Source organism: Aliirhizobium wenxiniae, assembly GCF_019511445.1.
Taxonomy (GTDB): domain Bacteria; phylum Pseudomonadota; class Alphaproteobacteria; order Rhizobiales; family Rhizobiaceae; genus Neorhizobium; species Neorhizobium wenxiniae_A.
This window is the reverse complement of record NZ_JAEUAN010000009.1, coordinates 192,841-219,275: the sequence shown is the minus strand read 5'-3', so window position 1 is coordinate 219,275 and position 26,435 is coordinate 192,841. Positions and strand designations below refer to the sequence as shown.

The window sequence follows — 26,435 nt, the reverse complement described above, 5'->3', positions numbered from 1 at the left end:
CATGACAAATCCCATTCTCAAGATCTCCAACCTCAACACGGCCTTCCGGGTCGGCAGCGCATGGCGCAATGTTGTCAACGATGTCAGCTTCGACATCGCGCCTAAAGAAACCGTTGCCGTCGTCGGTGAGTCCGGTTCCGGCAAGAGCGTCACCGCCATGTCGATCATGCGGCTTCTGTCGCCCGGCAGTTCGCGCGTCACCGGAAAAATCGAATTCGAGGGCAAGGACCTGCTCTCCTTGCCCCTCGAAGCCATGCAGAAGATCCGTGGCAACCGCATCGGCATGATCTTCCAGGAGCCGATGACCTCGCTCAACCCGGTTTTGAAGATCGGCGAGCAGATCACCGAAGTTCTGCGCCAACATCGCGGCATGTCGGAAAGCGAAGCCCAGGCGGAAGCCGTGCGGCTTCTCGAAAAGGTTCGCATTCCGTCGGCAAAATCGCGCCTCAACGAATATCCGATGAATTTTTCGGGCGGCATGCGCCAGCGCGTCGTGATCGCCATTGCGCTGGCCTGCGATCCGAAACTCTTGATCGCCGATGAGCCGACCACCGCGCTCGACGTCACCATCCAGGCCCAGATTCTGGAACTGATCAAGACGCTGCAGGAAGAGGAGGGCATGTCGGTTCTCTTCATCACCCATGACATGGGCGTGGTCGCGGAAATCTCCGACCGCACCGTCGTGATGTATCGCGGCGAGCAGGTCGAGACCGGCACGACGCATGACCTTTTTGCCGGTGCCAAACATCCGTATACGCGCGCGCTGCTGTCGGCCGTACCGCAGCTCGGCTCGATGACCGGAAAAGATCGTCCGCTGCGGTTCCCGCAGGTCGATATGCAGACCGGTGAGATCAAGCCGGTCAAGCCGACCGAGGATACCGTCAAGCGCGATCAGCCGCCGATCCTCAAGGTCGATAACCTGATCACGCGCTTCCCGGTTAAACAGGGTTTTCTGCGCAAGACGATCGGCCGTATCCATGCTGTCGAAGGCGTCTCGCTGGAACTGCGTCAGGGCGAAACCCTGTCGCTGGTGGGTGAATCTGGCTGCGGCAAATCCACGACCGGCCGTTCGATCATTCGCCTGACCGATCCCGTTTCGGGCGAGGTTCAGATCCACGGCAAGAACGTGTTGAAGGCCGGCAAATCGGAACTGACCGACATCCGCCGCGAAGCGCAGATGATCTTTCAGGATCCGTTCGAAAGCCTCAACCCGCGCATCCGCGTTGGTCAGGCGATTGCCGAGCCGATGATCACCCATGGTCTGGTCAGCGCATCGGATGCGCGCCAGCGTGTCGGCGAGCTGCTGGAGCGTGTGGGCCTTGCCGCCTCGATGGCGGATCGTTTTCCGCACGAGTTTTCCGGCGGCCAGCGTCAGCGCGTCTGCATCGCCCGCGCGCTTGCGCTTGAACCAAAATTGCTGATCGCCGACGAGTCCGTCTCGGCGCTCGACGTCTCGGTCAAGGCGCAGGTCATCAACCTGATGCTCGACCTGCAGGAGAAATACGGTCTCGGTTACCTCTTCATCAGCCATGACATGGCCGTTGTCGAACGTATAAGCCACCGTGTCGCGGTCATGTATCTCGGGGAAATCGTCGAGATCGGCCCGCGTAAGGCCGTGTTCGAGAACCCGCAGCACGACTACACCAAGCGCCTGATGGCAGCGGTTCCGATCGCCGACCCGTCACGCCGGCAGACGCGCCGCATCACCAATGACGAGATCAAGAGCCCATTCCGCGCTGCTGACTACGTTCCCCCGAAACGGATTTACGAAGAAGCAAGCGAAGGCCACTTCGTTCAGGTCGCGTAAGGGAAACATGCCATGATTATCACATTCGGCTCCATCAATGTCGATTTCGTCTACGAGGCCGAGGAAATGCCGCAACCGGGCCAGACTCTGCTTGCCAAACGGTTCCGCACGGAATCCGGTGGCAAGGGCGCCAACCAGGCGCTGGCAGCGGCCCGCGATGGCGCCGAGGTGGTGATGGTCGGGGCCGTCGGGAACGATAGTCTGGCGGAAGTCGGTCTGCAGAATTTGATTGCTGCGACGGATACCAGCCGTGTCGCTCGTGTGGACGAGCCAACCGGCAACGCCTCAATTCATATCGATGCCAAAGGCCGCAACATGATTGTGGTTGCTGCCGGCGCCAATCTGGTCGCCTCGTCTGAGGCCGTGGAAGAGCAGCTTCTGCAACAGGCGAATGTCGTGTTGATGCAGATGGAAAACGATGTGGCGGAGGTGGAAAAGCTGATCCGCCGTGTCCGTAAGTCGCATGCAACATCCGTTCTAAATCTCGCACCTGCTTTTCCGCTGGATGAGAAGGTGCTTTCTCTTTGCGACATCATCGTCGTCAACGAAGACGAGGCCGAAGCGCTTGGCGGCTGGCTTGGTTGCGATGCCCATGCCGAGGCACTCGCGGTTCGGCTTGGCACGGGCGTACTACGCACGCTTGGAGGAGAAGGGGCAGAGGCATTTGCCGTCGGCGAGTATATCCGTATACCGGCCATGAAGATTGATGTGAAGGATACGACCGCGGCCGGCGACTGCTTTGTCGGCGTTCTTGCGGCAGGACTGGATCGTGGCTTGCCGCTCAATTCCGCGATGGAGCGGGCATCCGTTGCGGCAGGCCTGGCGTGTTCACGAGCGGGTAGCCAGATGAGTATTCCTGATAATGTCGAGACAGATAGTGCTCTTTCGCGGTAGGCAACGACGATCCGGCTCATTCATGGCAACGTATCGTCTATAAGCCTACCCAGTCTGGCTGAAGAGTGGTGATGAGATGAAATTCGGTCATGTCCGAGGACTTTACCTCGCAAATTGAATTTCTGGGTCGATGGTTCATACCCCTTCAAGAGCAAGCCGCCCTTGTCCGGCGTGTCGGCTTCACGATTAGCGGGAATGGTGGCGGGTAGTGAACTCGCGAAAATCGAACCTAGCAATTCAATCCATTCGGTTTATCCGGCGGCCTGAATTTCTCGAAGCTTCGCCAAAGGCGGCCGCAATCCTCATCATGAACGCCTTGCTGAAACGACCGAGTGTCTTCTCGTCTGGCTCGATATACCAAGAACGCTCAGCCACATCGTAATTGTACTCATCGACGATCACCCAACAGCGCTTCAGATCGCTCAGGCCGGCTCGATGTGCCTCCGTATCAGGGATTTCTAGAGCGGCGCGGTCGGTCTGTGGCGGTTGCGTTGTCACTGCGAGAAGAGCTAGATGGGTTAGACCGTCCTTGGCACTCCGAACCGCAACGACCACGCAGGTCGGGCGCGACTTACGTCCTTCAGTCTCACCACGCTCATCCTGCCAGCTCCATAGATACGGATAGCTGATTATCTGACCGGGAACGAAATCACGGCTCATCGCCGTACCCTTCACCATGCGCCAACCGATCGATTTCCGCGCTAAACAGATCTACATGCTCATCTGGCATTTCTGAAGCTAGATGAGGCTTGCGGGGGTCGCCCCCGGTTCGCAGTCGTTCATAATGCTCATAGCTCATTAAGACGAAGCGTGGCTTCCTGTGTTTGGTGAGAACTACCGGCTCACGGCTTGCCGCATCTGTGACATCTCCGACCTGTTTGTTGAGGTCACCCGTCGTGTAATGGCGCATAAGCAATCTCCGAACTGGTATCCATAATATCTGGAATTTCCAGATTATCAAGATATTTCACTTTTCAAGGTTGACGGAGTGACGAGCGCATTTGTTTGAATAGAAAATATAAAGCCGAGATCTGCGCTGCGAAAACGAGACTATCAAATTATCGGCCGAGGGTTCTGATCCACTCAAGACCGTGGGGCCAATGGCATACATTGCAACTCCATTGAAAGTTCGTCTGACCCCATCACGCCATCGCCTATGTTACCACAATGGCCTGTGATCGCCGTTGCTCGATCTCTGTGACACTTCCTGACGCAGCTTACGCATGGACCGAGGCATGGACCTTACAAAGATAGAAACACTCATAAATTTCGTCGGCAGGTCCAGCATTACCGAGTTGACCGTGACCGAAAATGGCACGACCGTGCGAATATTCCGTGACGGCTCAAGCGCTTCGTCATCCTCTGCTGCCGAAGCTGGCGGAACACGCGAGCAGGCGGCGCAGACCACGAATGCCGCAACTGGCGTATCGCATTCTGGTACGGTCGTTGATGCGCCGATCTTCGGCGTGCTGCATGTCGCCTCGGCTCCCGGCGACCCGCCCTTCGTTGCTGTCGGTGACCAGGTCGTCGAAGGCCAGACGCTTTTCATCATCGAGGCGATGAAGGTATTCAACAGGATCGCGGCGCCGCGCGCCGGTAAGATCACGCGCCTGACGGATGTGAAAGGCGCGGAGGTCGAGGTTGGCGACATGCTGGCGGAGATCGCATGATGCAGCCACAACAGCGTTTCGATACGGTTCTGATTGCCAATCGGGGTGAAATCGCCCTGCGCGTCGTTCGTGCCTGCCGCGAGATGGGCTTGAAGGCGGTTGTCGTCTGTTCCGAGGCGGATCGCGATTCCGCCTATGCCCGAAGCGCCGACCAATCGATCTGCATCGGTCCGTCCACGGTCTCGAAAAGCTACCTCAACCAGAATGCAATCCTGCTGGCGGCGCGCCTTACCGGTGCCGGTGCCGTTCATCCGGGTTATGGATTTCTTTCGGAAAACACCCGCTTCTCGGCGGCGGTAGAAGGGGCGGGCCTGACCTTCATCGGTCCGGATGCCGATGCCATCGCCACGATGGGTGACAAGATTGCCGCCAAGAGCGCCATGGTCGCGGCTGGCGTGCCCTGTGTGCCGGGGCCGGATACGGAACTTCCCTCCGAACCTTCGGCAATCTGGGCGATTGCCGCTGAAATTGGCTATCCTGTGATCGTCAAGGCGGCCGGAGGTGGTGGCGGGCGCGGCATGCGCGTCGTGCTGGATGAGGCCGATCTACTGGAGGCGGTGTCCTTGACCCGCGAGGAAGCGCGCAAGGCGTTCGGCACGCCTGCGCTCTACATGGAAAAGTTTCTCCAGCATCCGCGCCATATCGAAATCCAGGTTCTCTGCGACACACATGGCAATGCCGTCTGGCTTGGTCATCGTGACTGCTCGATGCAGCGTCGCCACCAGAAAGTGGTCGAAGAAGCGCCGGCTCCCGGCATTTCCGATACACTGATCGGCCCGGTCGGTGCTGCCTGCGTCAAGGCGTGCCAGCAGATCGGATATCGTGGGGTTGGAACTTTCGAATTCCTTTATGAGGACGGCGCTTTCTATTTCATCGAGATGAACACTCGCCTGCAGGTCGAGCATCCGGTGACTGAGGAAACCAGCGGCGTCGATATCGTCCAGCAGCAATTGCGTGTGGCGCAGGGCGAAGTGTTGTCGATGGCGCAGGGCGATGTGACCTGCAATGGCCACGCCATCGAATGCCGCATCAATGCCGAGGACCCTGCGACCTTCATGCCGTCGGCGGGTCTCATCACTGCACTTGAATTACCTGTCGGCGAAGGCATACGCGTCGATACCCATGTCGAGGCCGGCTACAAGGTCTCGCCCTATTACGATTCGCTGATTGCTAAGCTGATCGTGCATGGCCGCGACCGCGCCGATGCGATGCAGCGTACGCGGGCGGCTTTGGCGTCCTTCAAGCTGGAAGGCATTGCGACCAATCTGCCACTGCTGCGCGAACTCTTCGACGATGGCGCCTTCGCCAAGGGTGAGACGGATATCCATTATCTAGAAAAGTGGCTGAAGACGCGGGTGGCAGCATGACCAAGCCGGATTTGAGCGACCCCGCTATCATCGAACGGCTGACCGCAGCGCTTGAAGCTGCCGGCGTCGATGGCATTGAGATCACCCGACGCGACCAGAGCCTGCTGATTCGGCTTTTGGGGGCAGCAAATGGGCCGGTGCGCCAGTTGCGTTCCGAAAAGGCGAATGCGGCAGGCGCAGTATCGATCGTGAAAGCGCCGATGGCCGGTGAATTCTGGCCTTCCGATCTGTCTCGCACGGGCGTGCCGGCTGTCTCTGCGGCAAACGACACGGTCGGCTTCCTGCGGGTAGGCCCGATCCTGCTGCCGGTTGTCGCCGGTCCGGCGAAGCGCCTGCGCCGCCATCTCGTTGAACCCGGAACGATCGTCGGTTTCGGCGATCCGATTGCAGAAATCGAGCCAGAAGCATGAGTGCCTCAGCCGCAAAGATCATCCAGCCCGTCGAAGCGCTTGCGCTTGACCGCAATGGTGCCCGCGTTTCCCCGATCGGTTCGCGTGCCTTTCTTCTCGAAGCGACGGGTGAATTCGACCTTGCTGCGCAGCGGCGAATCTGGGCCTTGTCCCGCGCCGTGGAATTGTGGAGCGAGACACTCGAGATCGTGCCTGGCATGACCAACCTTCTTGTCGTGCTGACGGTGACGCCAGAAGATCCGGAAGCTCTCGCCTTGCGCCTGCTGGAGGCCTGGGAACAGGCGGAAAGCATCGATCTTGCCGGTCGGACGATCGAGATTGCCGTCACCTATGGCGGCGAACATGCGACAGATCTCGCCGCACTTTGCGACAGGTCGGGCCTTTCCGACCATGAGGTCGTCCGTATTCATTACGAAGGCACCTACCGAGTGTTCGCGCTCGGCAGCGCTCCGGGTTTCGGTTACCTCCACGGCCTTGATCCGCGCATCTACATGCCGCGCAAAACCGTGCCGTCGCTCAACATGGCGCGCGGCTGCGTCACCATCGGTGGCATGCAGACAGGGGTCGCCGTCCTGACCGGGCCGAACGGCTGGAATTCGATCGGCTTTGCCGAATTGCAGATGTTCGACCCGATGTCGGCCACGCCTGCCGTGATGGCGCCGGGCGATACCGTGCGTTTCGTGCCAGCGAGCATAGAGCTATGATAGAGATCATCCAGACAGGACCGTTCAACACGGTACAGGACCTTGGCCGTCCAGGCTTCCGCAATATCGGCGTGACCGCCAGTGGCGCGATGGACCCGTTGGCGCTCAAGATCGGCAACAGCCTGCTCGGCAATGAAACCGGCGCGGCTGTTCTCGAAATCCAGACCTATCCGTTCAAGCTTCGTTTTTCGAAGGCGACGGCTTTTGTCGTGACGGGCGCCGATTGCGGTGCTTCGATCGACGGTCGGACGGTTCAGCCCTGGTGCGCGCTCTCGGTCGGTGGCGGGCAGGTGCTGGAACTCGGCCAGCCGCGGGTTGCAACACGCGCCTATATCTGCTTTGCCGGCGGCATCGATGTCGCATCGGTTATGGGATCGCGCAGCACGTCGCTTCGTGGCGCTTTCGGCGGCAACGAAGGACGCTTTCTGATCACCGGCGACGTCCTGCAACTGGGTGAGGTCTCTGCGCCGCTGAACCTCCCCGCAACGGGCCTTGCCGTTGTCGATCCGACCTATGCGCTGTCTGATGTCTATCCTGCCCACGAGGATGGGGCGCTTGTCGTTCGTGCCATTCCCGCCGGAGAACATTCGCTGTTCGGTGAGGATGCCGAGCGTTTCTGGTCACAGACATGGAAGATTTCCACCCAGAGCGACCGTACGGGCTACCGCCTGATGGGCGAACCGATCAAGCCGACGACGCCAGTCGAGATGCGCTCGCATGGCGTGGTGTCCGGTGTCGTTCAGGTGCCGCCGAGCGGCGAGCCGATCATCCAGATGGCGGATGCCAACACGGCCGGCGGTTATCCAAAAATTGCCGGCGTGATCGAGGCCGACCTTTGGCGTCTCGGTCAGGCACGTATCGGCAGCAGGCTTCGTTTCGTCCGTGTCACGCATGCGCAGGCGGCCGAAGTCGAAAGGGCCGTGGTCGGTTTCATCGACGATGTCGGCAAGACGTCGCGCATGGTCTGTGGCGCATTGCAGGCGATGAAATAAGCGAGGGAGGAAGGAATGAAGATCGATCTGAATTCCGATATGGGCGAGGGGTTCGGCCCCTACAGTCTCTGTGACGACGAAGCGATGATGAAGGTCGTGTCGTCGGCCAATATAGCCTGCGGTTTCCATGGCGGTGATCCCGATACGATGGCCCGCATGGTGCGTCTGGCCAAGGCCAACGGTGTCGGCATCGGCGCGCATCCCGGCCTGCCGGATCGCGCCGGCTTTGGTCGTCGCGAAATTCCTTATTCCGCCGATGAACTACGTCAGCAGATGCTTTACCAACTGGGGGCGCTGAAGGCTATTGCCGCCAGCGAAGGCCAGCGCGTCGCGCATTTCAGCTTTCACGCCGCCATGGGAAACATGGTCAACCGCGACCCGAAGCTCGCCGACCTGATGATGGACGCGATCCGCGCTGTCGATCCGGAACTGATTATCTTTGCCATGCCGGGAAGTGAAATCGAGGCTGCCGCCAAGCGTACATCGCTCAAGACCCTGCTGCTATTCCTCGCCGACCGCGCTTATGACGCGCAGGGGCGTCTCGTTGCCCGCGGGTTGCCGGGTGCTTTGGTCAAGGATGAAGTGTCCGTACGCGCTCGCGTGCGCCAATTCCTCGTAGACCGCACCGTTACCACGATCGACGGAGTGATCATCGACATGCCGGCAAAATCCATTCTCGTTCACAGCGACACGCCGGGTTCGCTCGAACTGGCGCGGATCGTCCGTAGCGAGATCGAGACTGCCGGCGGAACGCTTGCTCCAGCATCAGAGATTGCCGGCTGAAAGCCGTAACCTGTTTTCCCTTTCCACCCAGAATTCAAAACCGGAAGACCAGACCATGCCCGCCACTGCCGATCGTTTGAAGAATGTCTCCATCTCCGCCTCTGCCGCCATGACCCAGCGCGCCCGTGAACTGGCCGCGCAGGGGATCAAGGTTGTCAGCCTGTCTTCGGGCGAACCGGATTTCCCGACCCCGCCGCATGCCATTGAGGCCGCTTACGCTGCAGCACTCGCTGGCGACACGAAATACCCGACCATGGACGGCACCCCTGCCATGAAGGCGGCGATCATCCGCAAGTTCAAGCGCGAGAACAACCTGACCTACGAGCCGAACCAGATCGTCGTGTCGGGCGGCGGCAAACAGGTCATTTTCAACGCCGTGCTTGCTACCTGCAATCCAGGCGATGAGGTCGTCATCCCGGCACCGTCATGGGTCAGCTACGCGGATATCGTCAAATTCGCCGGTGGCGTACCGGTATCGGTGCCTTGCCCGGAAAATGCCGGTTTCAAGCTGCGCGCCGAAGATCTGGAAGCAGCCATCACGCCGCGCACCAAGTGGCTGTTCCTGAACTTTCCGAACAACCCGACGGGGGCGGCCTGCTCGCGTGCCGAAATGGCGGCGATTGCCGAAGTCATGCTGCGCCACCCGCATGTCTGGATCCTCACCGACGATATCTACGAGCATCTGGTTTACGATGATTTCGAATTCTGCACGATCGCTGAAGTCGAGCCGCGCCTTTATGACCGCGTGCTGACCATGAACGGCGTGTCCAAGGCCTATGCCATGACCGGCTGGCGTCTGGGCTATTGCGGTGGGCCGAAAGACCTCATTGCTGCGATCAGCAATGTCAACGGCCAGAACAGCGGCGGCACCTCGACGCTGACACAGGCGGCGGCTGTTGCAGCACTCGATGGTCCGCAGGATTTGCTGAAGGAACGTTCGTCGATCTACAAGACGCGCCGCGATTACGTGCTCGGCCGTCTGGCCGAAATCGAGGGCCTGCGCGCCCACAAGCCGGAAGGTGCCTTCTACATCTTCCCGAACATGTCCGAACTGATCGGCAAGACCACCAAGGGTGGCCGCAAGATCGAGACCGATGTCGATTTCGTCATGGGCCTCGTGGAAGAGCACCATGTCGCGACCGTACAGGGTGCGGCCTACGGCATGAGCCCGTATTTCCGCATTTCCTACGCGACAAGCATGGAGATGCTGGAAGAGGGCTGCAACCGTATCGCCCAGTACTGCAAGGACATGAAATAATCGGCTTCAGCTGGTTCTGACGGTCAGGCCTTCAGCCTGGCCGTCAGTTCGACGAGAATATCCCTGACTGCAATTGCCGGTTCCGACAGCGGCGTCTGATCGGATACACACAGAGACAAAGTCTCCTCGATGCGTGGGGATACGAGGCGGCAGATCAGTTTTTCGCTGGATTCGGCAATCAACCGGTCGGCAATCGCCTTGGGCATGATCGTCGCCCCAAGCCCCCGATCGACTGAGCGGCTAAGTGTGCGGACGATTTCGACTTCCGCCACCACGTTCAGAATGACCTTGCTGCGTGAAAACGCGGTGTCGACCGCGCGGCGGACGAAATTATAGGCCGGCGGCATCAGGAATGGCAGGCTTTCCAGCGCGGTGACGGGAACCGGCGCATCGCTTTCCTCGATCTCGAAATCCCGATGCGCGACGAGAAAGAATTCTTCCTTCAAGAGCGGTTCGAAACGCACACCCTTGATCGGGCCGACGCCGTGGATGAGCGCCATTTCCAGCCGCCCGTTCATGATCATCTGGCTATAGGTCTGGCCGACGCTTTCCGTCAGATGCAGCAGGATGCCCGGATGGCGCTTTCGCGTTTCCGCCAATAATTCGACCGAAAGGGTCGCAGCACTGCTGAACGGAACCAGGCCAACCGAGACACGACCAGCGAGAGATTTTCCGGCAGTCGCAACATCGGATTGCGCCTGTTCCATCTGCCTCAGGATGATCTGCGCGTGGCGATATACCGCCTGACCGGCGGAAGTCATGGTCACGCCCTGCTGGCTGCGGATCAGAAGCTTCTGGCCGAAGTGATCCTCAAGTGCTGCAAGTTGCTGGCTGAGTGCCGGTTGCGCGAGATGCAGAATGTCGGCGGCGCGTGTGATGCTGCCGCTATCGACAATGACGATGAAGGATTTGAGCCGCCGGATATCCATGCTGGTAGATGCTGCCGTGTTGAGAACGCATTAAGTGGACGGCCGCCATGCCTGCCGGGCAGGAATTTTTGCGAGCGGCCATAAACCTTAGCCGATTGATTTGTAACGCGCAAACCGTCTTGTAGGCCAAGTTGGAAAAGCTCCATAACGCTTCCTTATTAGCCCAAAACTAATCGGTCTTAGGCAAGCGAAAAAAGCTTCGCTAGTCTCGTGTTAACAAAAGGGGAGTTCAATGCCGTTTTCCGATTACAAGACTGCTCTGGTGACTGGTGCCTCTTCCGGAATTGGCGCCGCTGTCGTCGAAAGACTTTGTCGCGAAGGCCTCGAAGTCCATGCGGTCGCACGTAGTGCCGAGCCATTGCGCATACTGGCAGCCCGTACCGGCTGCATTCCCCACGCCGTCGATGTGACCAATCGCGAGGCTCTTGCAGAACTCACCGGGCGGGTCCCCTTCGACATTCTCATCAACAATGCCGGTGTTGATCGTCCCAAGAAGTTTCTCGAAGCCGAAGACGGCGATATCGATCTTCTGATCGACGTCAACCTGCGGGCTGTCCTGCATCTCTGCCGTATGGTCGTTCCCGGCATGGCCGAGCGTGACCGTGGCCACGTCATCAACATTTCCTCGATTGCCGGCAATTACAATTTCGGCGGCAATTCGACCTATCATGCCGTCAAGGCCGGTGTCGCCATGCTGTCGAACCAGCTGCGTATCGACACGTTCGGCAAGCGCGTTCGTGTCACCGAGGTCTGCCCCGGCCGCGTCGCGACAGACATCTTCAATCACGTCCACGGCAATGATCCATCGATCCGCGAGCGGTTCATCGATGGTTTCGAGCTGCCTCAGGCTTCCGATATTGCCGATGCGATCGCCTTTGCGATCGCGGCACCCGTCGCCGTCAATATCGGTCACATGGAAATTACCCCGACGCTTCAGGTCATGGGCGGTCTGCAGACGGCAAAGCCGCAGACGCCGGCCGCCACTCCCGAAGGGGCCAAGCGGTGAGCGGGTTCGATCTTTCGGCGATCCTGACAAATCCGGAATATGTCTCGATGCTTGTTCATGGCATCGAGATGACTTTCATCATCTATTTCGGCTCTTGGCTGATGGCGATGACGCTGGCGATCCTGTTGCTCGCCCTGCGCGTCTCGCCGCTGCGTATCGGTGAACCGATCGTCGCCGCCTATGTCTCCTATCACCGCAACGTGCCGACGCTGGTGCAGCTGATGCTCTGGTATTTCGGCATATTCACGCTGATGCCGCAGGGGCTGACGGACTGGCTGGCAAGCCATAACGCGGAAGCGATCTTCGCAGTCATCGGCCTCGGTCTCTGCCAGGCGGCGTATTTCAGCGAAGACCTTCGCTCTGGATTGCGTTCGGTCAGTCCGGGCCAGATGGAAGCGGCAAAGGCGCTCGGGCATGGTTATGCCTCTGCCATGCGCTTCGTCATCATGCCGCAAGGCGTTCGCAACGCGCTGCCGCCGCTGATCAACCACAGTGTTTCCCTGTTCAAGAACAGCAGTCTTGCCATCGTCATCGGTGCGCCTGAACTGACCCACGCGGTGAAGGAAATCGAGAATATCAGCTTCCGTACCTTCGAAGTCTACATGATCGGTACCGTGACCTATCTGTTCTTCTCGCTCATCATCATGGGGATCGGAGCCTATATCGCGATGCGAGCCGATCCGGCGCGGAGGGCACGCGCATGATCCAGGATTTCATCACCATCATCCAGGACTACTGGTTACTGCTTCTGATCGGGCAGTATCCGAACGGGCCGCTCGGCGGTCTCGCCAATACGCTGATCCTGTCGGCGCTCGCCATCGCGCTCGCCTTTCCGGTCAGCATCCTGATGGCGCTTGCCCGCCTCTCCAAGTGGTGGTTCCTGCGCTGGCCGATGACCGCCCTGGTCTACGTCACACGCGGCGTGCCGCTGCTGATGCTCATCCTGTGGTGCTATTTCGTCATTCCGCTGTGGACCGGCGCCGATGTTCCAAGCTTCCTTATCATGCTGGTAACGCTCGTCATCTATCAGGGCGCGTTCCTCAGCGAAGTCGTCCGCGCCGGGATCGTTTCGCTGGGGCAGGGGCAAATGGATGCAGCACGGGCACTCGGCCACGGTTATATGGGCGCCATGCGCTTCGTCATCCTGCCGCAGGCGCTCTACAACATGATCCCGAGCATGATTTCCACCTTCGTCTCGACGATCAAGGACACGACGCTCGGTTACGTCATCAACGTGCCTGATCTGACATTCGCGGCAAGCCAGGTGAACAACCAGCTCCTGACGCAACCCTTCCAGGTCTTCCTGATCCTCGCAGTGGTCTATTACATCCTCTGCTGGAGCCTGACCTATGTCGCGAACAGCGTCGAGCGGCGGATAGCCCGCCGACGTGCCGGGCCGCGCAATGCCCGCCTTCCGGCTGAGGCCGCGCCCCTCAAAACCATTACGGAGCAGCTATGAGCACCTCAGTGTCCGAACCGCAGGCCGCCACGGCGATCCGCATCGCCGACGTTTGCAAGAACTACGGCGATTACCAGGTCTTGAAGAATATCAACGCCGAAGTGGCACGTGGCGAGGTTGTCGTCATCTGCGGCCCGTCCGGCTCCGGCAAGTCGACGCTCATCCGCACCGTCAACCGTCTGGAAGAGATCAACGGTGGCGGTATCAGCTTCGAGGGGCAGGATATCCATGCCCCGATGCGGGCAAGCGAACTCAATAAGTTGCGCAGCCGTATCGGCTTCGTCTTCCAGAGTTTTAACCTGTTCCCGCACCTTTCGGTCGTCGAAAACGTATCGATGTCGCCGATCCGGGTGAAAGGCGTGTCGCCGGCAACGGCCCATGACAAGGCTCTCAAATTGCTTGATCGCGTCGGGCTTGCCGACAAGGCCAACTCCTATCCGGGCCAGCTGTCCGGTGGTCAGCAGCAGCGTGTCGCCATCGCGCGTGCACTCGCCATGGAGCCGCCTGTCATGCTGTTCGACGAACCGACCAGCGCGCTCGACCCGGAAATGGTCGGCGAAGTGCTGAGTGTCATGAAGAGCCTTGCTGCCGAAGGCATGACAATGCTCTGTGTCACTCACGAAATGGGCTTTGCCCGCGATGTCGCTGACCGCATCTGGTTCATCGACGCAGGCGAAATCCTCGAAACCGCTCCTCCCGAAGAGTTTTTCAAGAATCCACGACATCCGCGTGCCCAGCGCTTCCTCGCTGATCTGCGGCACTGACTGCCTTCCTCATAAAATAACAATGGAGAACAGCAAATGAACTGGAAATTCGCAACTCTCGCAGCACTCGCCGCAAGCGTCGCCGTTGTCGCGCCTGCCAAGGCCGACCAGCTTGCCGACATCCTGTCGGCCAAGAAGCTGCGCTGCGCAACCTTTGCCGACGTGCCCCCCTTCTCGGCGCCGGATCCGAAGACCCGCGAAATGGCCGGCTTCGACGTCGACCTTTGCAACGCGATTGCCAAGGAACTTGGCGTGACGGCGGAAGTAAAGCCGGTTTCGGTCGAAGCCCGCGTGCCGGAAGTCAAGCTCGGCCGCGTCGATATCACTGTCGCAAACCTCGCCTACACCCAGAGCCGCGCCGAACAGATCCAGTTCAGCGATCCCTACTATCTCGCCAAGGAAATGTTGATTGTTCCGACGACGGACGAAGGCAAGGCCAAGGCCGACTATGTCGGCCAGCGTATCGCCTCGGCCAAGGGCTCGACGTCCGAAATGTCGATCAAGCTCAACAAGTCCGAGCCGCTGACCTTCCAGGATACTGCATCCGCCTATCTCGCCGTGCAGCAGGGCAAGGCCCGCGGCATGGTCGCCAACACGATGACGACGACCAAGTTCGTCAACGAGTCCAAGACCCGCGGCAAGGAAATGCGCATGATCGAGGAGCCGATGCTGTACCAGCCGATCGGTATCGGCATGCAGAAGGACCAGCCGGCGCTGACCGCCAAGGTCAACGAAATCCTGCGCAAGCTGGATGCCGATGGCGAGATCAACAAGATCTGGGACAAGTGGCTCGGTCAGGGCACCGAATACAAGATGACCCGCACCGACAAGGTCGTTCCGCTTTCCGAACTGAAGTTCGACCCGATCCCGTAATCTGAATGGCGCATAGCGCCTTCTGATCCAAGACGACAATCCGACAATTGCCGACGGCGGCAGCCATGCCGCCGTACGGTTTATCTATGGCCACGAGGAGGGCCTGCAATGGTACATATCAAAGACATTCCCGAGCGTCCCTCCAAGGAGGACCTGGCGGCGATTGCGAAATTTTCGCCGGCCACCATTCATGAAGCGCAGGGCCGCCGCGGTGCTCTCTCGTCGCGCCTCAAGCCGGTCCATTACCGGATGAAACTCTGTGGTCCGGCCTTCACGGTGAAGTCTTCGCCGCGCGACAACATCATGCTGCAGCTAGCGATCAACTATGCCAAGCCCGGCGACATCATCGTCGTTTCGGCCGGTGAATATGAAGAAGCCGGCTCGTTCGGCGACGTGCTGGCCAATGCCTGCCTCGCCAAGGGTATCGGTGGTCTCGTGACGGATACCGGCGTGCGCGACACGATGCAGCTTCGCGAACTCGGTTTCCCGGTTTTTTCGCTCAGCACCTGCATCAAGGGCACAGTCAAGGAAACGATCGGCACGACGAATGACCCGATCATAGTCGGCGGTGAGATCATCAATCCGGGCGACGTGATCGTAGGTGATGCGGATGGTCTGGTTGTCGTTCGCCGCAGCGAAGTCGCAGACGTGGCAAAGCTTTCCCAGGCGCGCGAAGATGCCGAATCCGGTTATATTGCAGCCTACAAGGCAGGCAAGTCGGTGGTCGAGGTCAGCAATCTCGAGCCCGTGCTGAAGGCCAAGGGCCTGATCGTCGACATCTGAAACGCAAAAAAGGGAAGCGTCGTTCGCGACAGCTTCCCTTCCGTGACATCAAGAAAGGGCGGCCTCGCGGTCGCCCTTTTGTCTATCTGCTTGCGAGCCCTTTAAGGCCGCCGATGGCCAGATCGGTGATCTTTTCCGGTGTATTGTCTATATTCACGACGACGACGCCGGTTTCTTGATCAGGCCGCTCCAATGTTGCGAGCTGGCTTTCCAGAAGGCTGGTCGGCATGAAATGGCCTTCGCGGTTGCCCATGCGTTGGGTCAGTTGCGCCCTGCTGCCATCCAGAAACACGAAGGCAAGTCTTCCGCCTGCCGCCGTGCGCAACCGGTCACGATATACCTTCTTCAGTGATGAGCAGGTCAGGACGATACCGCTTGTCGCGTGATCGGAAAGGATTTCGCCGATACGATCGAGCCAGGGCCAGCGATCATCGTCGTTGAGCGGCGTTCCCACCGACATTTTGGCGATGTTGGCCTGAGGATGAAGATCGTCGCCTTCCTGATGGGGAGGGAGAGCGATTCCGCCAGACGTGTGCCGACCGAGCTCTTGCCGCAGCCGGCAACGCCCATCACGATGATGGGCCGCCGGATGACTACTTTTTCGCAGATGTCGTCGCCACCAGCCGGCTCAGCCCATCGATGATCCGTGTCGAGTTCGGCGGTGACGATCTCCAGCGCTTCCGTTCCAGCGGCAGGCCGGACGAATGGGTTCGGCTGCTGTTTCCGAAAAGCCGGGGAGGGGTGGTGACGCTGCCCGCCTGCGCCGACGGCAAATGGCAGAGGCCAGCCGGCCCCACACGGCCTTACACGGTGCGGAAATGGCATGACGGCTCGTCGCGCCTGATCGTCGATTTCGTGGCGCATGAAGGCGGCGTTGCGGCGGAATGGGCACTTGCCGCAAGCATTGGTGACAGGCTCGGCCTTACCAATCCCGAGGGCCGCTTCCAGCTGCCTGAAAACACCGAGTGGATCTTCCTTTTCGCCGATTTCACCGGCCTTCCGGCGGTTGGCCGCATCCTGGAGGAACTGCCTACCGGATACCGGGTTACCGCCCATGTCGAGGTTCCCCATTGCAGCGACAGACAGGTCTTGCACAGCGCGGCTGAACTCGACCTCAATTGGCACGAGAGCTACGGCCATGGCGACCGGCCGACCCGGCTCCTCGACATTGCGCGGGCGGTGACCTTGCCCGATGGGCCGGGCTACATCTGGATAGCCGGTGAGGTCACGGCGGCCTCGGAGGCGCGCAAGCATTTCCGCGACGATCTCGGCTTCGACAAGGAGCGTCTGACATCGGTCGGCTACTGGATTGAAGGTCAGGCGCGCGGATGAGCGGCACTGCTGTATCGGCTGCCGGTTATGAACGAGCCAAGGTTGCGGGTAACGCGGGCAGGTTCATTGTCCTCCTGTTTGGTCTCTTCCTGCTGGCCTTGGCATTGGTCGCCAGCATTCTTGTCGGCGCGCGTTCTGTGTCGCCTGCCACAGCGGTTGATGCCTTGCTGTCTTACGATGCAAACTCGGCTGAGCACATCATTGTGCTCGATTATCGTCTCCCCCGCACCTTGCTCGGTCTATTGAGTGGTGCGGCTTTCGGTGTGTCCGGCGCATTGATACAGGCAGCGACGAGGAACCCGCTGGCAGATCCCGGCATTCTCGGCGTCAATGCTGGCGCAGCGTTTTTCGTAACGCTTTCGGTCGGCGTGTTCGGCTTCCATTCTATTGACGCCTATCTCTGGTTTGCGTTTCTCGGTGCGATCCTTGTTACAGTTGCCGTTTACGCGCTTGGGGCGGCAGGCCGTGACGGTGCGACGCCCATTCGCCTCGTGCTGTCCGGCGTGGCGCTCTCTGCCGTTCTCGGTGGGATCGGATCCGCCATTACGCTCATCGACCCCCAGACCTTTGACGCAATCCGCTTCTGGGCGATCGGTTCGATTGCCGGGCGTGATATGAAAGTCGTGGAGACGGTCTGTCCCTTCATCGGGATCGGGCTGCTCGTCGCACTGATCGCTGCGCGTCCGTTGAATGCAGTGGCGCTTGGCGAGGATCTGGCCCGTTCGCTCGGCGCCAACATTTTTCGTGCCCGGATGCTCACGCTGATTGCCGTGACGCTTCTTGCTGGAGCAGGAACTGCTGCAGCCGGTCCGATCGGCTTTGTTGGGTTGATGGTGCCGCATGTGGTGCGCTGGTTCACCGGCCCGGATCAACGCTGGATCATTCCGCTGACGATGATCTACGCGCCGGTACTGCTGCTTGCCGCCGACATTGTTGGCCGACTGGTCTTGTTCCCTGGCGAACTGGAAGCCGGCATCGTCACGGCTTTCGTCGGCGCTCCGGTGCTGATCCTGTTGGCACGGCGCAGACAAGTGAGCGGCCTATGAGAGATGCAGTATCATTGCCAATCGATTTTGGCCGCTCTGTGTGGGTCGTGCGGCGTTTTGGCGGTGGTCTGGCGGTTCGGCTTGATGGGCTTTCAATATGCATTGGCCTTGTGCTTGCCGCTCTTTCCATAGCCGTTGCGGCGCTCTCGCTGGCAAGCGGCAAATATCCGGTCGCTCTAGTTGAGGTGTTGGCAGCTCTTGCAGGTCAAGGTGACGAGCAGGTTCGGATGATCGTGGTGGAATGGCGTCTGCCGCGTGTCGTGCTGGCGTTCCTGCTCGGCGGCGCGCTTGCCATGAGTGGTGCCATTTTCCAGAGCCTCACCCGCAATTCTCTCGGATCGCCTGATATTATCGGCTTTTCGGCTGGTTCGTATACTGGCGCACTGGTGGTCATCCTGCTTCTGTCCGGCGGCTATTACGAGACAGCGGTCGGCGCCCTGATCGGCGGCATTGTTACGGCGATGGCCGTTTATCTTCTGGCCTACCGGCGCGGCGTGCAGGGCTTTCGCCTGATCGTGGTCGGGATCGGTGTTGCAGCGATGCTGTCGGCCTTCAACGCATGGATGATCCGTGAGGCCGACCTTCAGGTTGCGATGAGTGCCGCCATATGGGGAGCCGGTTCGCTCAATGGTCTCGGTTTCGAGCAGCTTTTGCCAATCGCCATCGTCCTTTGCGTCGTTGTTCCTCCAACTTTGATCCTCGTCCGCCCCATGCATCAGCTGGAAATGGGCGACGATGCAGCTCGGGCCTCCGGGGTCAATGCCAACCGCACGCGGCTCCTGCTGATGGTGCTCGGCGTTGCGTTGACCGCCATTGTTACGGCGGCGGCAGGACCGATCTCATTCATTGCGCTTGCTGCCCCACAGATCGCTCGACGGCTGACCCGCACGGCGGGTGTGGGCCTCATTCCGTCCGCGCTGACGGGCGGGCTTCTGCTGCTTGCCGCCGATTGGGCCGCACAGCATGCCTTTGCTGTCCAGCTTCCCGTCGGCGTCATGACGGTCAGCATCGGCGGTCTCTATTTCGTCTGGTTATTGATACGCGAGGGCCGCAAATGACCAATTCCAAATTCGGGTCTGGTCGCGTTCGCGCTGACAGCGTGACGCTGCGTCATGACGAGCGCACGATCTCCAAAAACCTGTCCGTTGCCATTCCTGAAGGCTCCTTCACCGTGATCGTCGGGCCGAACGCTTGCGGCAAGTCCACGCTTTTGCGTGCCCTTTCGCGCCTGCTTGCCCCTTCTCCCGGACAGGTGATCCTCGACGGCAGAAGCATTTCCGACCTTGCCGCCAAGGACGTCGCCCGTCGCCTCGGCCTGCTTCCGCAAAGCTCGATTGCCCCGGAAGGCATCACCGTTGCCGATCTGGTCGCGCGTGGCCGCTATCCGCACCAGTCCCTCTTCCGGCAATGGTCGAAAGCCGACGAGGACGCCGTCATCGATGCGATGGAGGCAACCCGCGTCACGGACCTGTCGGCCCGAATGGTCGATGAGCTTTCCGGTGGTCAGCGTCAGCGTGTCTGGATCGCAATGGTACTTGCGCAGGAAACGCCGATCCTGTTGCTCGACGAGCCGACGACCTTCCTCGACATCGCCCACCAGATCGAACTCATGGACCTCTTGGCCGATCTCAACGGCCAGGGCCGCACTGTTGTCGCCGTGCTGCACGATCTCAACCATGCTTGCCGTTATGCCTCGAACCTGATCGCCATGAAAGACGGTGCAATCGTCGCCGAAGGCAAGCCGTCAGCGATCGTCACCGAACGGCTGGTCGAAGACGTGTTTGGCCTGCCGTCCGTCATCATCCCCGATCCTGTCTCCGGTACGCCGCTAATCGTGCCTAAGGGGCGGCAGGCGCTTGGTGCGGTGGCAGCATCGCAGGTGACACAGCTGGACACATCCCGCCGTCCGGCGATGGAGCAGCATCGTAACTAACCTGCCGAAGCGCCTTGCGGCCTGTCATCGCCCGCATCGCGGCCTGTTCGCGCTCGATTTCGGCAGCGCGGTTGTCGCTTGCATGCTTGAGCTTGCGTTTCCGGTCGCCGTCACCCCGTGGGACTGAATACTTGGCCTGGTTGCATGGAGGCGTTTTGAAGATGCGATGGAAAAGTCGATCGACATGCGAAATGCCATTGCACTCCCAAAAAACGATGCTAAACGTAATAACATAACAACGGTCGGCATATCGAGTAGCCTGCCATCCGCAACAGGAAGCAAGCGCGTCGATGTCCCAAGCCTGCCTGACATTCAGCGATCTGACGCTGGGGTATAACCGCCATCCGGCCGTGCATCATCTGAACGGTGTCGTGCGCAAGGGTAGTCTTGTGGCTGTCGTCGGCGGCAATGGTTCGGGCAAGTCGACCTTGATGAAGGGGATAGTCGGGCTGTTGCGGCCGATGGATGGCGCTTGCTCGGTCGCGGCGGGTACGCGGCTCGCCTACCTGCCGCAGCAATCGGAACTGGATCGCTCTTTTCCCGCTCGTGTGATTGATTTGGTGTCGCTCGGTCTCTGGCCGCGCCGCGGTCTTCTCGGTCGTCATCGGGCGGAAGACCGGCAGGCCGTGGCGAATGCGCTCAAGGCCGTCGGACTGGAAGGTTTCGAAAAGCGCTCGATCGACACGCTCTCCGGCGGGCAGATGCAGCGGGCGCTATTTGCACGTGTTCTGGTGCAGGATGCCGATCTGATCCTGCTCGACGAGCCTTTCAACGCCGTTGACGCACGCACGATCACCGATCTCGTGGCGCTGATCAAAAGCTGGCATGGCGAGAACCGCACGGTGATGGTCGTCGTGCATGACCTCGATCTTGTGCGCGAGCATTTTCCGGAAGCCCTGCTTTTGGCGCGGCAGCCGGTCGCGTGGGGTGAGGTCCATCAGACGCTGTCCGCCGAAAATCTCCTGCGGGCGAGGCACTATCATGAAGCCTGGGACGAGAATGCCCCATGGTGCGCACCGGCTGGACATGGTCACCATCACCATCGCCACCATGAGCACGCCCCTGTTGCCCTCCAGCGCGTAGTAGGTGGGTCCAAGTCATGACCATGCTCTACGACGCCCTGATCCTTCCCTTTATCGAGTTTGCCTTCATGCAAAGGGCGCTTGGCGGCGCGCTGATGCTTTCGCTCAGCGCCTGCCCGGTCGGCGTATTCCTGATGCTGCGGCGCATGAGCCTGACCGGCGATGCTATGGCGCATGCCATCCTGCCGGGCGCTGCTGCCGGCTTTCTCATGTATGGGCTGCAGATCGTGCCGATGACGATCGGCGGTCTGATCGCGGGCATTTTCGTGGCGCTCGGGGCAGGGGCAGTCGCGCGTCTGACGGTGCAGAAAGAGGATGCCTCGATGGCTGCCTTCTATCTGATCTCGCTGTCATTGGGTGTGCTGATGGTGTCGCTGCGCGGATCGAGCGTCGATCTGATGCATGTCCTGTTCGGAACCGTGCTTGCGCTCAACAATGATGCACTGACGCTGATTGCACTCGTGGCTGCCGTCACGCTGCTTCTGCTCGGCCTGTTTTGGCGCGCGCTGGTGGCCGAATGCATGGACCCGCTGTTCCTGCGCTCGGTCTCCCGCCTCGGTTCGCCGGTGCATTTCATCTTTCTCGGTCTCGTGGTCATCAATCTGGTTGCCGGTTTCCAGGCACTCGGAACGCTGCTGTCGGTCGGGTTGATGGTTCTGCCGGCAGCCTCCGCCCGCTTCTGGTCGCAGCATGTGCTGACCATGTGCCTGCTGGCGATTGCCATCGGTCTTGTGTCGTCGATGTCGGGCCTGTTGTTGTCCTATCACGCATCGCTGCCATCAGGCCCGGCTATCATCCTGTCTGCGGGCGCCATCTACTTCATCTCCGTGATTGCCAGTCCCCGCGGACTGCTTCTGTCGCGACTGCCGCGATCCGTTCACCGGACCGCCTGATCTCAAACTGCCATTGGAAACACCCATGAAGAAACGGACGCTCTTACTCACCGGTCTCATAGCCGCTTCGCTCGGCGCCTTCGGTACGCCGGCCTTTGCCCAAGACAAAAAGCTGTCGGTCGTCGCCAGCTTCTCCATCATCGGAGACCTGGCAAAACAGGTCGGTGGCGATCACATCGAACTCAGAACACTCGTCGGCCCGGATGGCGACGCGCATGTCTATGAACCGCGCCCCGCCGATGCCATGGCTTTGGCGCGCGCCGACGTCATTCTCGTCAACGGCCTTCTGCTCGAAGGTTTCATGGATCGTCTGATCGAGGCGAGCCAGACAGCGGCACCGGTCACCACCGTCACCGATGGCGCCAACATTCTGAACGACCCCAAGGGCGGGCACTATCACTTCGTCGATGGCAAGGCGATTTTCCACGCGACACCGAATGATCCGCATGCATGGCAATCGGTCGCCAATGTCAAAACCTATGTCCAGAACATCGAAAAGGCATTTTGTGCCGCCGACGCTGACGACTGCGCAACGTACAAGTCCAATGCCGCCGCCTATACCGAAAAGCTGACGGCCCTCGATACCGACATCAAGGCACAGATCGGCGCGATCCCGCAGGATCATCGCGTGGCCGTCGTCGCGCACAATGCCTTCCGTTATTTCGAGCGTGACTATGGAATTTCCTTCCTGTCGCCGCAGGGCGTTTCAACGGAATCCGAGGCCTCGGCCGCCGACGTGGCCTCGCTGATCCGAGAAATCCGCGAAAAGCGCGCAGCCGCCGTTTTTGCCGAAAACATTGCCGATAGCCGCCTTGTCGAACAGATCGCTTCGGAAGCCGGTCTGACGCTCGGAGGTACACTGTATTCGGATGCGCTGTCGCCCGCTGATGGTCCCGCACCGACCTATATCGATATGATGCGCTACAACGTCAAAACCCTCGTCTCGGCCATCAACAAGGGCTGAGAAAACTCATTCGGGTTGGCAAAATTCGGCCTGTGAATGTTACGTAATATCATTAAGGAGAGATGGATATGAAACACTGGATTCCGGGCGCATCCGCCCTGGCGATCGCGGTCAGCCTCAGCGGCCCGGCTGCCTTTGCGCATGACGATGAGGAAAGCGTCACCCTGTACCGCGTCTTCGTCGGCGATCACAAGGATGCCAATGTCACGGCCTTCGACCTCGAAAAGCCGGAAAATCGTTGGGACTTCAAGACGACCGGCCAGAACAAGCTCTACAGCGTCAATGAAGGTGCAGCGATCGTTGCCGTCGAATCCGACAATGACGCCGTCCACTTCATCAACAGCGGCATCTCGCTGCATTCGCATGGCGATCATTCGGATATCGAGATCGGAAACCCGTCGGCTGTCGACAAGCCGCTGACCGGTCCGCGTCCGTTCCACGTCATTGATCATGACGGCAAGATCGTCATCAACTTCGACAAGGGCGGTTATGCCGAAATCGTCGAGGCGCATGAACTTGCCCATAACGAGATCGAATCCAAGCAGTTGAAGCAGGCCCGCGCCCATCACGGCTTTGCGGCGCCTGTCGGCAATGGCTGGGTGACGACGGTAGCTTCCGATGCCCCGGTTGAAGGCGATGCCGCTCCAACGCGCGTAGGCCTGCGCGCCGTCAAGGAAGATGGCACGGTGGCTGGTGATGTAGCCACCTGCACCGGCATCCATGGTGAGGCATTCTCCGGTGCTTATCTCGCCGCCGGTTGCAAGGAAGGCATCCTGACGGTCACCGCTGGTGCCGATGGCCCGGTCACGAAAATGCTGACCTATCCGGCCGATCTGCCGGCCGGCCAGACGACGGGAACGCTGCTCGGCGCCAAAAGCATGCAGGTTTTTCTCGGCAATTACGGTGCCAAGGGCCTCGTCGTCGTCGACCCGGTCGATGCTCCGAACTTCCGTTATATCGACCTGCCGTTCCGCCGCGTCGATTTTGTGCTCGATCCAGCCAACGCCCGTTTCGGCTACGTGCTGACGGAAGACGGTACGTTGCACCAGATCGATGTGCTCGCAGGCAAGCTTGCCAAGAGCGCCAAGGTTACAGAGCCCTATTCCATGGACGGTCACTGGAACGATCCGCGCCCGCGCATTGCCATGGCGGGCGATGAAGTGGTGATGACCGACCCGAATGCTGGTCTGGTTCGCCGCATCTCCAAGGATGAGTTGAAGGAAGTCGGCACGGTCAAGGTCGAGGGCAAGCCGTACAACATCGCGGTTGCCGGTGGCAGCGGCAAGGTTCACGAAGGCGAGGGGCACGACCACGATCATGCCGGCCACGATCACGCCCATAGCCATGGCGACCCGAAGATCTATGCCGGTTATTTTGAGGACAGCCAGGTCAAGGATCGCCCGCTCTCGGACTATGCTGGTGACTGGCAGTCGGTCTACCCCTATCTCAAGGACGGCACGCTGGAACCGGTCTTCGAACACAAGGCCGAAAAGGGTACAGCAAAGGTCGAGGATATTCGCGCCGAATATGAGGTCGGTTACAAGACCGATGTCGACCGCATCACCATCGAAGGCGATGTCGTGACCTTCTACGAAAAGGGCAAGCCGCTGGCAGGTCACTATGCCTATGACGGCAAGGAAATCCTGACCTACAAGAAGGGCAATCGTGGCGTTCGCTTCATCTTCAAGAAGACCGAAGGCGATAAGACGGCTCCGCAGTTCATCCAGTTCAGCGACCATGGCATCGCACCGAACAAGGCAGGCCACTACCATCTCTACTGGGGCAATGACCGCGCAGCGCTTCTGAACGAAGTGACCAACTGGCCGACTTACTATCCGTCCTCAATGGACGCGAAAGAGATCGTCAGCGAGATGAAAGCGCATTGATCTCGATATAGATCGCAGACATGAAAAGTCGCCCGGCGGTCATGCCGGGCGACTTTTCTTTCCGGCCGATGAAAGCCCTTATGGCTGACCGCTTGTTGTTCTTTCTATCGCCTGACAACAACTGCAAAAAGCATCGTGCGTCATACGACCGCTCATAAACCGGATTGACCCGCACAACTTTGTCCCGTTATTTGCACGCCGACGGTATCTGGCGCCCAAAGCGTTGGATTTAATAGGGAACACGGTGCGGTCATGTGATGACCAATGCCGAGGCTGCCCCCGCAACTGTAAGCGGATTATCGTCCATCCCTGAGGTGCCTTGCGGTACCTCGCCACTGTGCCAATCGGTGCGGGAAGGCTGATGGACTGAAGATATCCGTAAGCCAGGAGACCTGCCGTCAATAACGAAGATATCACTGCGGGCGGGGATGCCCGGAAGAGGATTGGCCATGACGCTGCACTCGCGCGTATACGTAGATTTTTTTCTCTCTCTTCCTGTTTTCAGTGACGTCAATCGGCTGTCGGTTCGGCCGTCAGCTTCCAGCAACAGCTTTGAATTTTCGGGAAAGACGATGAAAGCTCTCAACATACGCCATGCATGCCTTGGTCTTGTGGCCTCTGCAGTGACGCTCCTGTTGCATCGACCACACATGCCGCGCAGACCACCTATCCATTGACGATCAAGAATTGCGGCATGGAGCTTACATTCAAGCAGGCGCCTTCGCAGACCGTATCGGTCGGCCAAAGCTCGACCGAGATGCTCTATCTCCTCGGCCTTGCAGACAAGGTCACCGGCACTGCATTGTGGATTGGGCCGGTGCTGAAAGGCTATGAAGATGTCGATGCCAAGGTTGAGCGTCTCGCCGACAATGACCCAAGCTTCGAGTCGATCATCGGCAAAAAGCCGGATCTGGTTGCGACACAGTTCCAATGGCAGATCGGCCCACAGGGTGTGGTCGGCACCCAGGAGCAGTTTGCCGATCTCGGTGTGCCTGTTTACACGTCTCCGGCCGATTGCATCGGCAAGGACAATTCCGATGGTGGTGACGGCGTCCGTGGTACGAAGTTCACAATGGACCTGATCTATCAGGAGATCCGCGATCTGGCCGCCATTTTCGATGTTCAGGACCGTGGCGAGGAAGTCGTCGCCGGATTGAAGAAGCGCGAAGACGCAGCTCGCGCCAAAATCGCTTCCGCAGAGGGGAAACTGTCTGCTGTCTTCTGGTTTTCGAGTGCCGAGCTTGATATCGACCCCTACGTTGCCGGCCGCAATGGCGCTCCCGGCTATATCATGACCGCACTTGGCATAAAGAATGTCATCGAAAGCGATGAGGAATGGCCGACGGTCGGCTGGGAGACCATTGCCAAGTCCAACCCGAGCATGATCGTTGCCGGCAAGATGAGCCGGCGGCGGTTTCCCGCCGACGATGTCGCCGTGAAGCACAAATTCCTCAAGGAGGATGCCGTCGCGAGCCTTTTGCCGGCCGTAAACGAAGGTCATGTCTTCGAGATGGATGCGCAGGCAATGAACCCAGGTATGATTGTCGTTGAGATAGATCAACGAGCTAATAGCAGCAATGCCGACAAGACACGGCATCAG

General features: G+C 59.6%; 26 protein-coding genes, 2 pseudogenes and 1 riboswitch. Of the genes and pseudogenes, 24 read left to right on the top strand and 4 right to left on the bottom strand.

Translation table 11 applies throughout. The annotated features are described in order from the left end of the window. Position 1 precedes the first annotated feature (1 nt). Together JNB91_RS13550 and JNB91_RS13545 are read left to right on the top strand one after the other, a co-directional pair. Positions 2–1,807, top strand: a complete 1,806-nt coding sequence (locus JNB91_RS13550; RefSeq protein ID WP_220326044.1) for an ABC transporter ATP-binding protein — start codon at positions 2–4, stop codon at positions 1,805–1,807. Positions 1,808–1,819: 12 nt separating this feature from the next. Beyond that, entirely contained in the window at positions 1,820–2,701 is an 882-nt protein-coding gene (locus tag JNB91_RS13545) for a ribokinase (protein ID WP_220326043.1), read from the top strand. A 237-nt stretch (positions 2,702–2,938) separates the two neighbouring features. On the opposite strand, the gene JNB91_RS13540 is transcribed toward JNB91_RS13545, so the two are convergent. Both JNB91_RS13540 and JNB91_RS13535 read right to left on the bottom strand, forming a co-directional pair. Continuing rightward, entirely contained in the window at positions 2,939–3,361 is a 423-nt protein-coding gene (locus JNB91_RS13540) for a hypothetical protein (RefSeq protein WP_220326042.1), read from the bottom strand. Then, complete coding sequence (locus JNB91_RS13535) at positions 3,351–3,611, bottom strand: type II toxin-antitoxin system prevent-host-death family antitoxin (RefSeq protein WP_220326041.1); 261 nt, start codon at positions 3,609–3,611, stop codon at positions 3,351–3,353. The genes JNB91_RS13540 and JNB91_RS13535 overlap by 11 nt, the downstream gene beginning before the upstream one ends. A gap of 325 nt (positions 3,612–3,936) precedes the next feature. Between JNB91_RS13535 and JNB91_RS13530 the strand changes: the two genes are divergently transcribed. From JNB91_RS13530 to JNB91_RS13500, 7 genes are read left to right on the top strand one after another with little or no spacing between them, the layout of a single operon-like run. Next, positions 3,937–4,371, top strand: coding sequence for an acetyl-CoA carboxylase biotin carboxyl carrier protein (locus JNB91_RS13530; protein WP_220326040.1), 435 nt, complete (start codon positions 3,937–3,939; stop codon positions 4,369–4,371). Further along, positions 4,368–5,738 carry an acetyl-CoA carboxylase biotin carboxylase subunit gene (locus tag JNB91_RS13525; protein WP_220326039.1) on the top strand — a complete coding sequence of 457 codons (1,371 nt, stop codon included), beginning with the start codon at positions 4,368–4,370 and terminating at the stop codon, positions 5,736–5,738. Before JNB91_RS13530 ends, JNB91_RS13525 begins: the two co-directional genes overlap by 4 nt. Further along, positions 5,735–6,148, top strand: coding sequence for a biotin/lipoyl attachment domain-containing protein (locus JNB91_RS13520; RefSeq protein ID WP_220326038.1), 414 nt, complete (start codon positions 5,735–5,737; stop codon positions 6,146–6,148). Before JNB91_RS13525 ends, JNB91_RS13520 begins: the two co-directional genes overlap by 4 nt. Next, positions 6,145–6,852, top strand: coding sequence for a 5-oxoprolinase subunit PxpB (gene pxpB, locus JNB91_RS13515; protein ID WP_220326037.1), 708 nt, complete (start codon positions 6,145–6,147; stop codon positions 6,850–6,852). Before JNB91_RS13520 ends, pxpB begins: the two co-directional genes overlap by 4 nt. Continuing rightward, on the top strand, positions 6,849–7,844 hold the full coding sequence (locus tag JNB91_RS13510; protein WP_220326036.1) for a 5-oxoprolinase subunit C family protein: 996 nt from the start codon (positions 6,849–6,851) through the stop codon (positions 7,842–7,844). The genes pxpB and JNB91_RS13510 overlap by 4 nt, the downstream gene beginning before the upstream one ends. A 15-nt stretch (positions 7,845–7,859) precedes the next feature. Beyond that, positions 7,860–8,627 (top strand): LamB/YcsF family protein, encoded by a 768-nt coding sequence (locus JNB91_RS13505; RefSeq protein ID WP_220326035.1) that lies wholly within the window; start codon positions 7,860–7,862, stop codon positions 8,625–8,627. Between the two features lie 55 nt (positions 8,628–8,682). Further along, positions 8,683–9,885 (top strand): pyridoxal phosphate-dependent aminotransferase, encoded by a 1,203-nt coding sequence (locus tag JNB91_RS13500; RefSeq protein WP_148144140.1) that lies wholly within the window; start codon positions 8,683–8,685, stop codon positions 9,883–9,885. Between the two features lie 23 nt (positions 9,886–9,908). Here JNB91_RS13500 and nac read toward each other — a convergent pair whose 3' ends face one another. Beyond that, positions 9,909–10,814, bottom strand: coding sequence for a nitrogen assimilation transcriptional regulator NAC (gene nac, locus JNB91_RS13495; protein ID WP_220326034.1), 906 nt, complete (start codon positions 10,812–10,814; stop codon positions 9,909–9,911). Between the two features lie 232 nt (positions 10,815–11,046). Here nac and JNB91_RS13490 point away from each other — a divergent pair, with 232 nt between their 5' ends. The 6 genes from JNB91_RS13490 to JNB91_RS13465 all read left to right on the top strand — a co-directional run bounded on the left by JNB91_RS13490 (position 11,047) and on the right by JNB91_RS13465 (position 15,699). Continuing rightward, a complete protein-coding gene (locus tag JNB91_RS13490; RefSeq protein ID WP_220326033.1) occupies positions 11,047–11,820 on the top strand; it encodes an SDR family oxidoreductase in 774 nt (257 codons plus the stop codon). Beyond that, entirely contained in the window at positions 11,817–12,524 is a 708-nt protein-coding gene (locus tag JNB91_RS13485; protein WP_220326032.1) for an amino acid ABC transporter permease, read from the top strand. The genes JNB91_RS13490 and JNB91_RS13485 overlap by 4 nt, the downstream gene beginning before the upstream one ends. Then, positions 12,521–13,279: an amino acid ABC transporter permease gene (locus JNB91_RS13480; protein WP_220326031.1), complete on the top strand. Its 759-nt coding sequence runs from the start codon at positions 12,521–12,523 to the stop codon at positions 13,277–13,279. The genes JNB91_RS13485 and JNB91_RS13480 overlap by 4 nt, the downstream gene beginning before the upstream one ends. Further along, a complete protein-coding gene (locus tag JNB91_RS13475; RefSeq protein WP_220326030.1) occupies positions 13,276–14,043 on the top strand; it encodes an amino acid ABC transporter ATP-binding protein in 768 nt (255 codons plus the stop codon). The genes JNB91_RS13480 and JNB91_RS13475 overlap by 4 nt, the downstream gene beginning before the upstream one ends. A gap of 36 nt (positions 14,044–14,079) precedes the next feature. Beyond that, positions 14,080–14,916 carry an ABC transporter substrate-binding protein gene (locus JNB91_RS13470; RefSeq protein ID WP_220326029.1) on the top strand — a complete coding sequence of 279 codons (837 nt, stop codon included), beginning with the start codon at positions 14,080–14,082 and terminating at the stop codon, positions 14,914–14,916. 108 nt (positions 14,917–15,024) lie between these two features. Next, positions 15,025–15,699, top strand: coding sequence for a 4-carboxy-4-hydroxy-2-oxoadipate aldolase/oxaloacetate decarboxylase (locus tag JNB91_RS13465; RefSeq protein WP_220326028.1), 675 nt, complete (start codon positions 15,025–15,027; stop codon positions 15,697–15,699). 82 nt (positions 15,700–15,781) lie between these two features. Here JNB91_RS13465 and JNB91_RS13460 read toward each other — a convergent pair. Next, a pseudogene (locus JNB91_RS13460) lies at positions 15,782–16,269 on the bottom strand (gluconokinase). A gap of 69 nt (positions 16,270–16,338) precedes the next feature. On the opposite strand from JNB91_RS13460, the gene JNB91_RS31630 reads away from it, so the two are divergent. From JNB91_RS31630 to JNB91_RS13415, 9 genes and pseudogenes are all read left to right on the top strand, one after another. Beyond that, a complete protein-coding gene (locus JNB91_RS31630; protein ID WP_220326027.1) occupies positions 16,339–17,031 on the top strand; it encodes a siderophore-interacting protein in 693 nt (230 codons plus the stop codon). Next, the gene (locus tag JNB91_RS13450; protein WP_220326026.1) at positions 17,028–18,077 is read left to right on the top strand and encodes a FecCD family ABC transporter permease; all 1,050 of its coding nucleotides are present in this window, start codon (positions 17,028–17,030) and stop codon (positions 18,075–18,077) included. The genes JNB91_RS31630 and JNB91_RS13450 overlap by 4 nt, the downstream gene beginning before the upstream one ends. After that, positions 18,074–19,135: a FecCD family ABC transporter permease gene (locus tag JNB91_RS13445; RefSeq protein WP_220326025.1), complete on the top strand. Its 1,062-nt coding sequence runs from the start codon at positions 18,074–18,076 to the stop codon at positions 19,133–19,135. Before JNB91_RS13450 ends, JNB91_RS13445 begins: the two co-directional genes overlap by 4 nt. Beyond that, positions 19,132–20,010: an ABC transporter ATP-binding protein gene (locus JNB91_RS13440; RefSeq protein ID WP_220326024.1), complete on the top strand. Its 879-nt coding sequence runs from the start codon at positions 19,132–19,134 to the stop codon at positions 20,008–20,010. The genes JNB91_RS13445 and JNB91_RS13440 overlap by 4 nt, the downstream gene beginning before the upstream one ends. A 290-nt stretch (positions 20,011–20,300) precedes the next feature. Beyond that, positions 20,301–21,113: a zinc ABC transporter ATP-binding protein AztA gene (gene aztA, locus JNB91_RS13435; RefSeq protein WP_220326023.1), complete on the top strand. Its 813-nt coding sequence runs from the start codon at positions 20,301–20,303 to the stop codon at positions 21,111–21,113. After that, positions 21,110–21,985, top strand: a complete 876-nt coding sequence (aztB, locus tag JNB91_RS13430; RefSeq protein ID WP_220326022.1) for a zinc ABC transporter permease AztB — start codon at positions 21,110–21,112, stop codon at positions 21,983–21,985. Before aztA ends, aztB begins: the two co-directional genes overlap by 4 nt. A gap of 25 nt (positions 21,986–22,010) precedes the next feature. Next, positions 22,011–22,949, top strand: a complete 939-nt coding sequence (aztC, locus tag JNB91_RS13425; protein ID WP_220326021.1) for a zinc ABC transporter substrate-binding protein AztC — start codon at positions 22,011–22,013, stop codon at positions 22,947–22,949. A gap of 1,199 nt (positions 22,950–24,148) precedes the next feature. After that, positions 24,149–24,835 (top strand): metal-binding protein ZinT, encoded by a 687-nt coding sequence (locus tag JNB91_RS31425; protein WP_430736276.1) that lies wholly within the window; start codon positions 24,149–24,151, stop codon positions 24,833–24,835. Between the two features lie 185 nt (positions 24,836–25,020). Further along, positions 25,021–25,249, top strand: a riboswitch (cobalamin riboswitch). 184 nt (positions 25,250–25,433) lie between these two features. Next, positions 25,434–26,387: pseudogene (locus JNB91_RS13415) on the top strand (ABC transporter substrate-binding protein); the annotation flags it as partial. Positions 26,388–26,435 lie beyond the last annotated feature (48 nt).

What these genes read in the sequence shown, in the direction of transcription:
- JNB91_RS13500 (WP_148144140.1), top strand. Translation starts at nt 8,683, where the DNA reads ATGCCCGCCACTGCCGATCGTTTGAAGAATGTCTCCATCTCCGCCTCT.
- JNB91_RS13480 (WP_220326031.1), top strand. Translation starts at nt 12,521, where the DNA reads ATGATCCAGGATTTCATCACCATCATCCAGGACTACTGGTTACTGCTT.
- JNB91_RS13490 (WP_220326033.1), top strand. Translation starts at nt 11,047, where the DNA reads ATGCCGTTTTCCGATTACAAGACTGCTCTGGTGACTGGTGCCTCTTCC.
- JNB91_RS13445 (WP_220326025.1), top strand. Translation starts at nt 18,074, where the DNA reads ATGAGAGATGCAGTATCATTGCCAATCGATTTTGGCCGCTCTGTGTGG.
- JNB91_RS31630 (WP_220326027.1), top strand. Translation starts at nt 16,339, where the DNA reads ATGATCCGTGTCGAGTTCGGCGGTGACGATCTCCAGCGCTTCCGTTCC.
- JNB91_RS13535 (WP_220326041.1), bottom strand. Translation starts at nt 3,611, where the DNA reads ATGCGCCATTACACGACGGGTGACCTCAACAAACAGGTCGGAGATGTC.
- JNB91_RS13470 (WP_220326029.1), top strand. Translation starts at nt 14,080, where the DNA reads ATGAACTGGAAATTCGCAACTCTCGCAGCACTCGCCGCAAGCGTCGCC.
- JNB91_RS13520 (WP_220326038.1), top strand. Translation starts at nt 5,735, where the DNA reads ATGACCAAGCCGGATTTGAGCGACCCCGCTATCATCGAACGGCTGACC.
- JNB91_RS13475 (WP_220326030.1), top strand. Translation starts at nt 13,276, where the DNA reads ATGAGCACCTCAGTGTCCGAACCGCAGGCCGCCACGGCGATCCGCATC.
- aztB (WP_220326022.1), top strand. Translation starts at nt 21,110, where the DNA reads ATGACCATGCTCTACGACGCCCTGATCCTTCCCTTTATCGAGTTTGCC.
- JNB91_RS13505 (WP_220326035.1), top strand. Translation starts at nt 7,860, where the DNA reads ATGAAGATCGATCTGAATTCCGATATGGGCGAGGGGTTCGGCCCCTAC.
- nac (WP_220326034.1), bottom strand. Translation starts at nt 10,814, where the DNA reads ATGGATATCCGGCGGCTCAAATCCTTCATCGTCATTGTCGATAGCGGC.
- JNB91_RS13540 (WP_220326042.1), bottom strand. Translation starts at nt 3,361, where the DNA reads ATGAGCCGTGATTTCGTTCCCGGTCAGATAATCAGCTATCCGTATCTA.
- aztC (WP_220326021.1), top strand. Translation starts at nt 22,011, where the DNA reads ATGAAGAAACGGACGCTCTTACTCACCGGTCTCATAGCCGCTTCGCTC.
- JNB91_RS13510 (WP_220326036.1), top strand. Translation starts at nt 6,849, where the DNA reads ATGATAGAGATCATCCAGACAGGACCGTTCAACACGGTACAGGACCTT.
- aztA (WP_220326023.1), top strand. Translation starts at nt 20,301, where the DNA reads ATGTCCCAAGCCTGCCTGACATTCAGCGATCTGACGCTGGGGTATAAC.
- JNB91_RS13450 (WP_220326026.1), top strand. Translation starts at nt 17,028, where the DNA reads ATGAGCGGCACTGCTGTATCGGCTGCCGGTTATGAACGAGCCAAGGTT.
- JNB91_RS13440 (WP_220326024.1), top strand. Translation starts at nt 19,132, where the DNA reads ATGACCAATTCCAAATTCGGGTCTGGTCGCGTTCGCGCTGACAGCGTG.
- JNB91_RS13465 (WP_220326028.1), top strand. Translation starts at nt 15,025, where the DNA reads ATGGTACATATCAAAGACATTCCCGAGCGTCCCTCCAAGGAGGACCTG.
- JNB91_RS13530 (WP_220326040.1), top strand. Translation starts at nt 3,937, where the DNA reads ATGGACCTTACAAAGATAGAAACACTCATAAATTTCGTCGGCAGGTCC.
- pxpB (WP_220326037.1), top strand. Translation starts at nt 6,145, where the DNA reads ATGAGTGCCTCAGCCGCAAAGATCATCCAGCCCGTCGAAGCGCTTGCG.
- JNB91_RS13550 (WP_220326044.1), top strand. Translation starts at nt 2, where the DNA reads ATGACAAATCCCATTCTCAAGATCTCCAACCTCAACACGGCCTTCCGG.
- JNB91_RS13525 (WP_220326039.1), top strand. Translation starts at nt 4,368, where the DNA reads ATGATGCAGCCACAACAGCGTTTCGATACGGTTCTGATTGCCAATCGG.
- JNB91_RS13545 (WP_220326043.1), top strand. Translation starts at nt 1,820, where the DNA reads ATGATTATCACATTCGGCTCCATCAATGTCGATTTCGTCTACGAGGCC.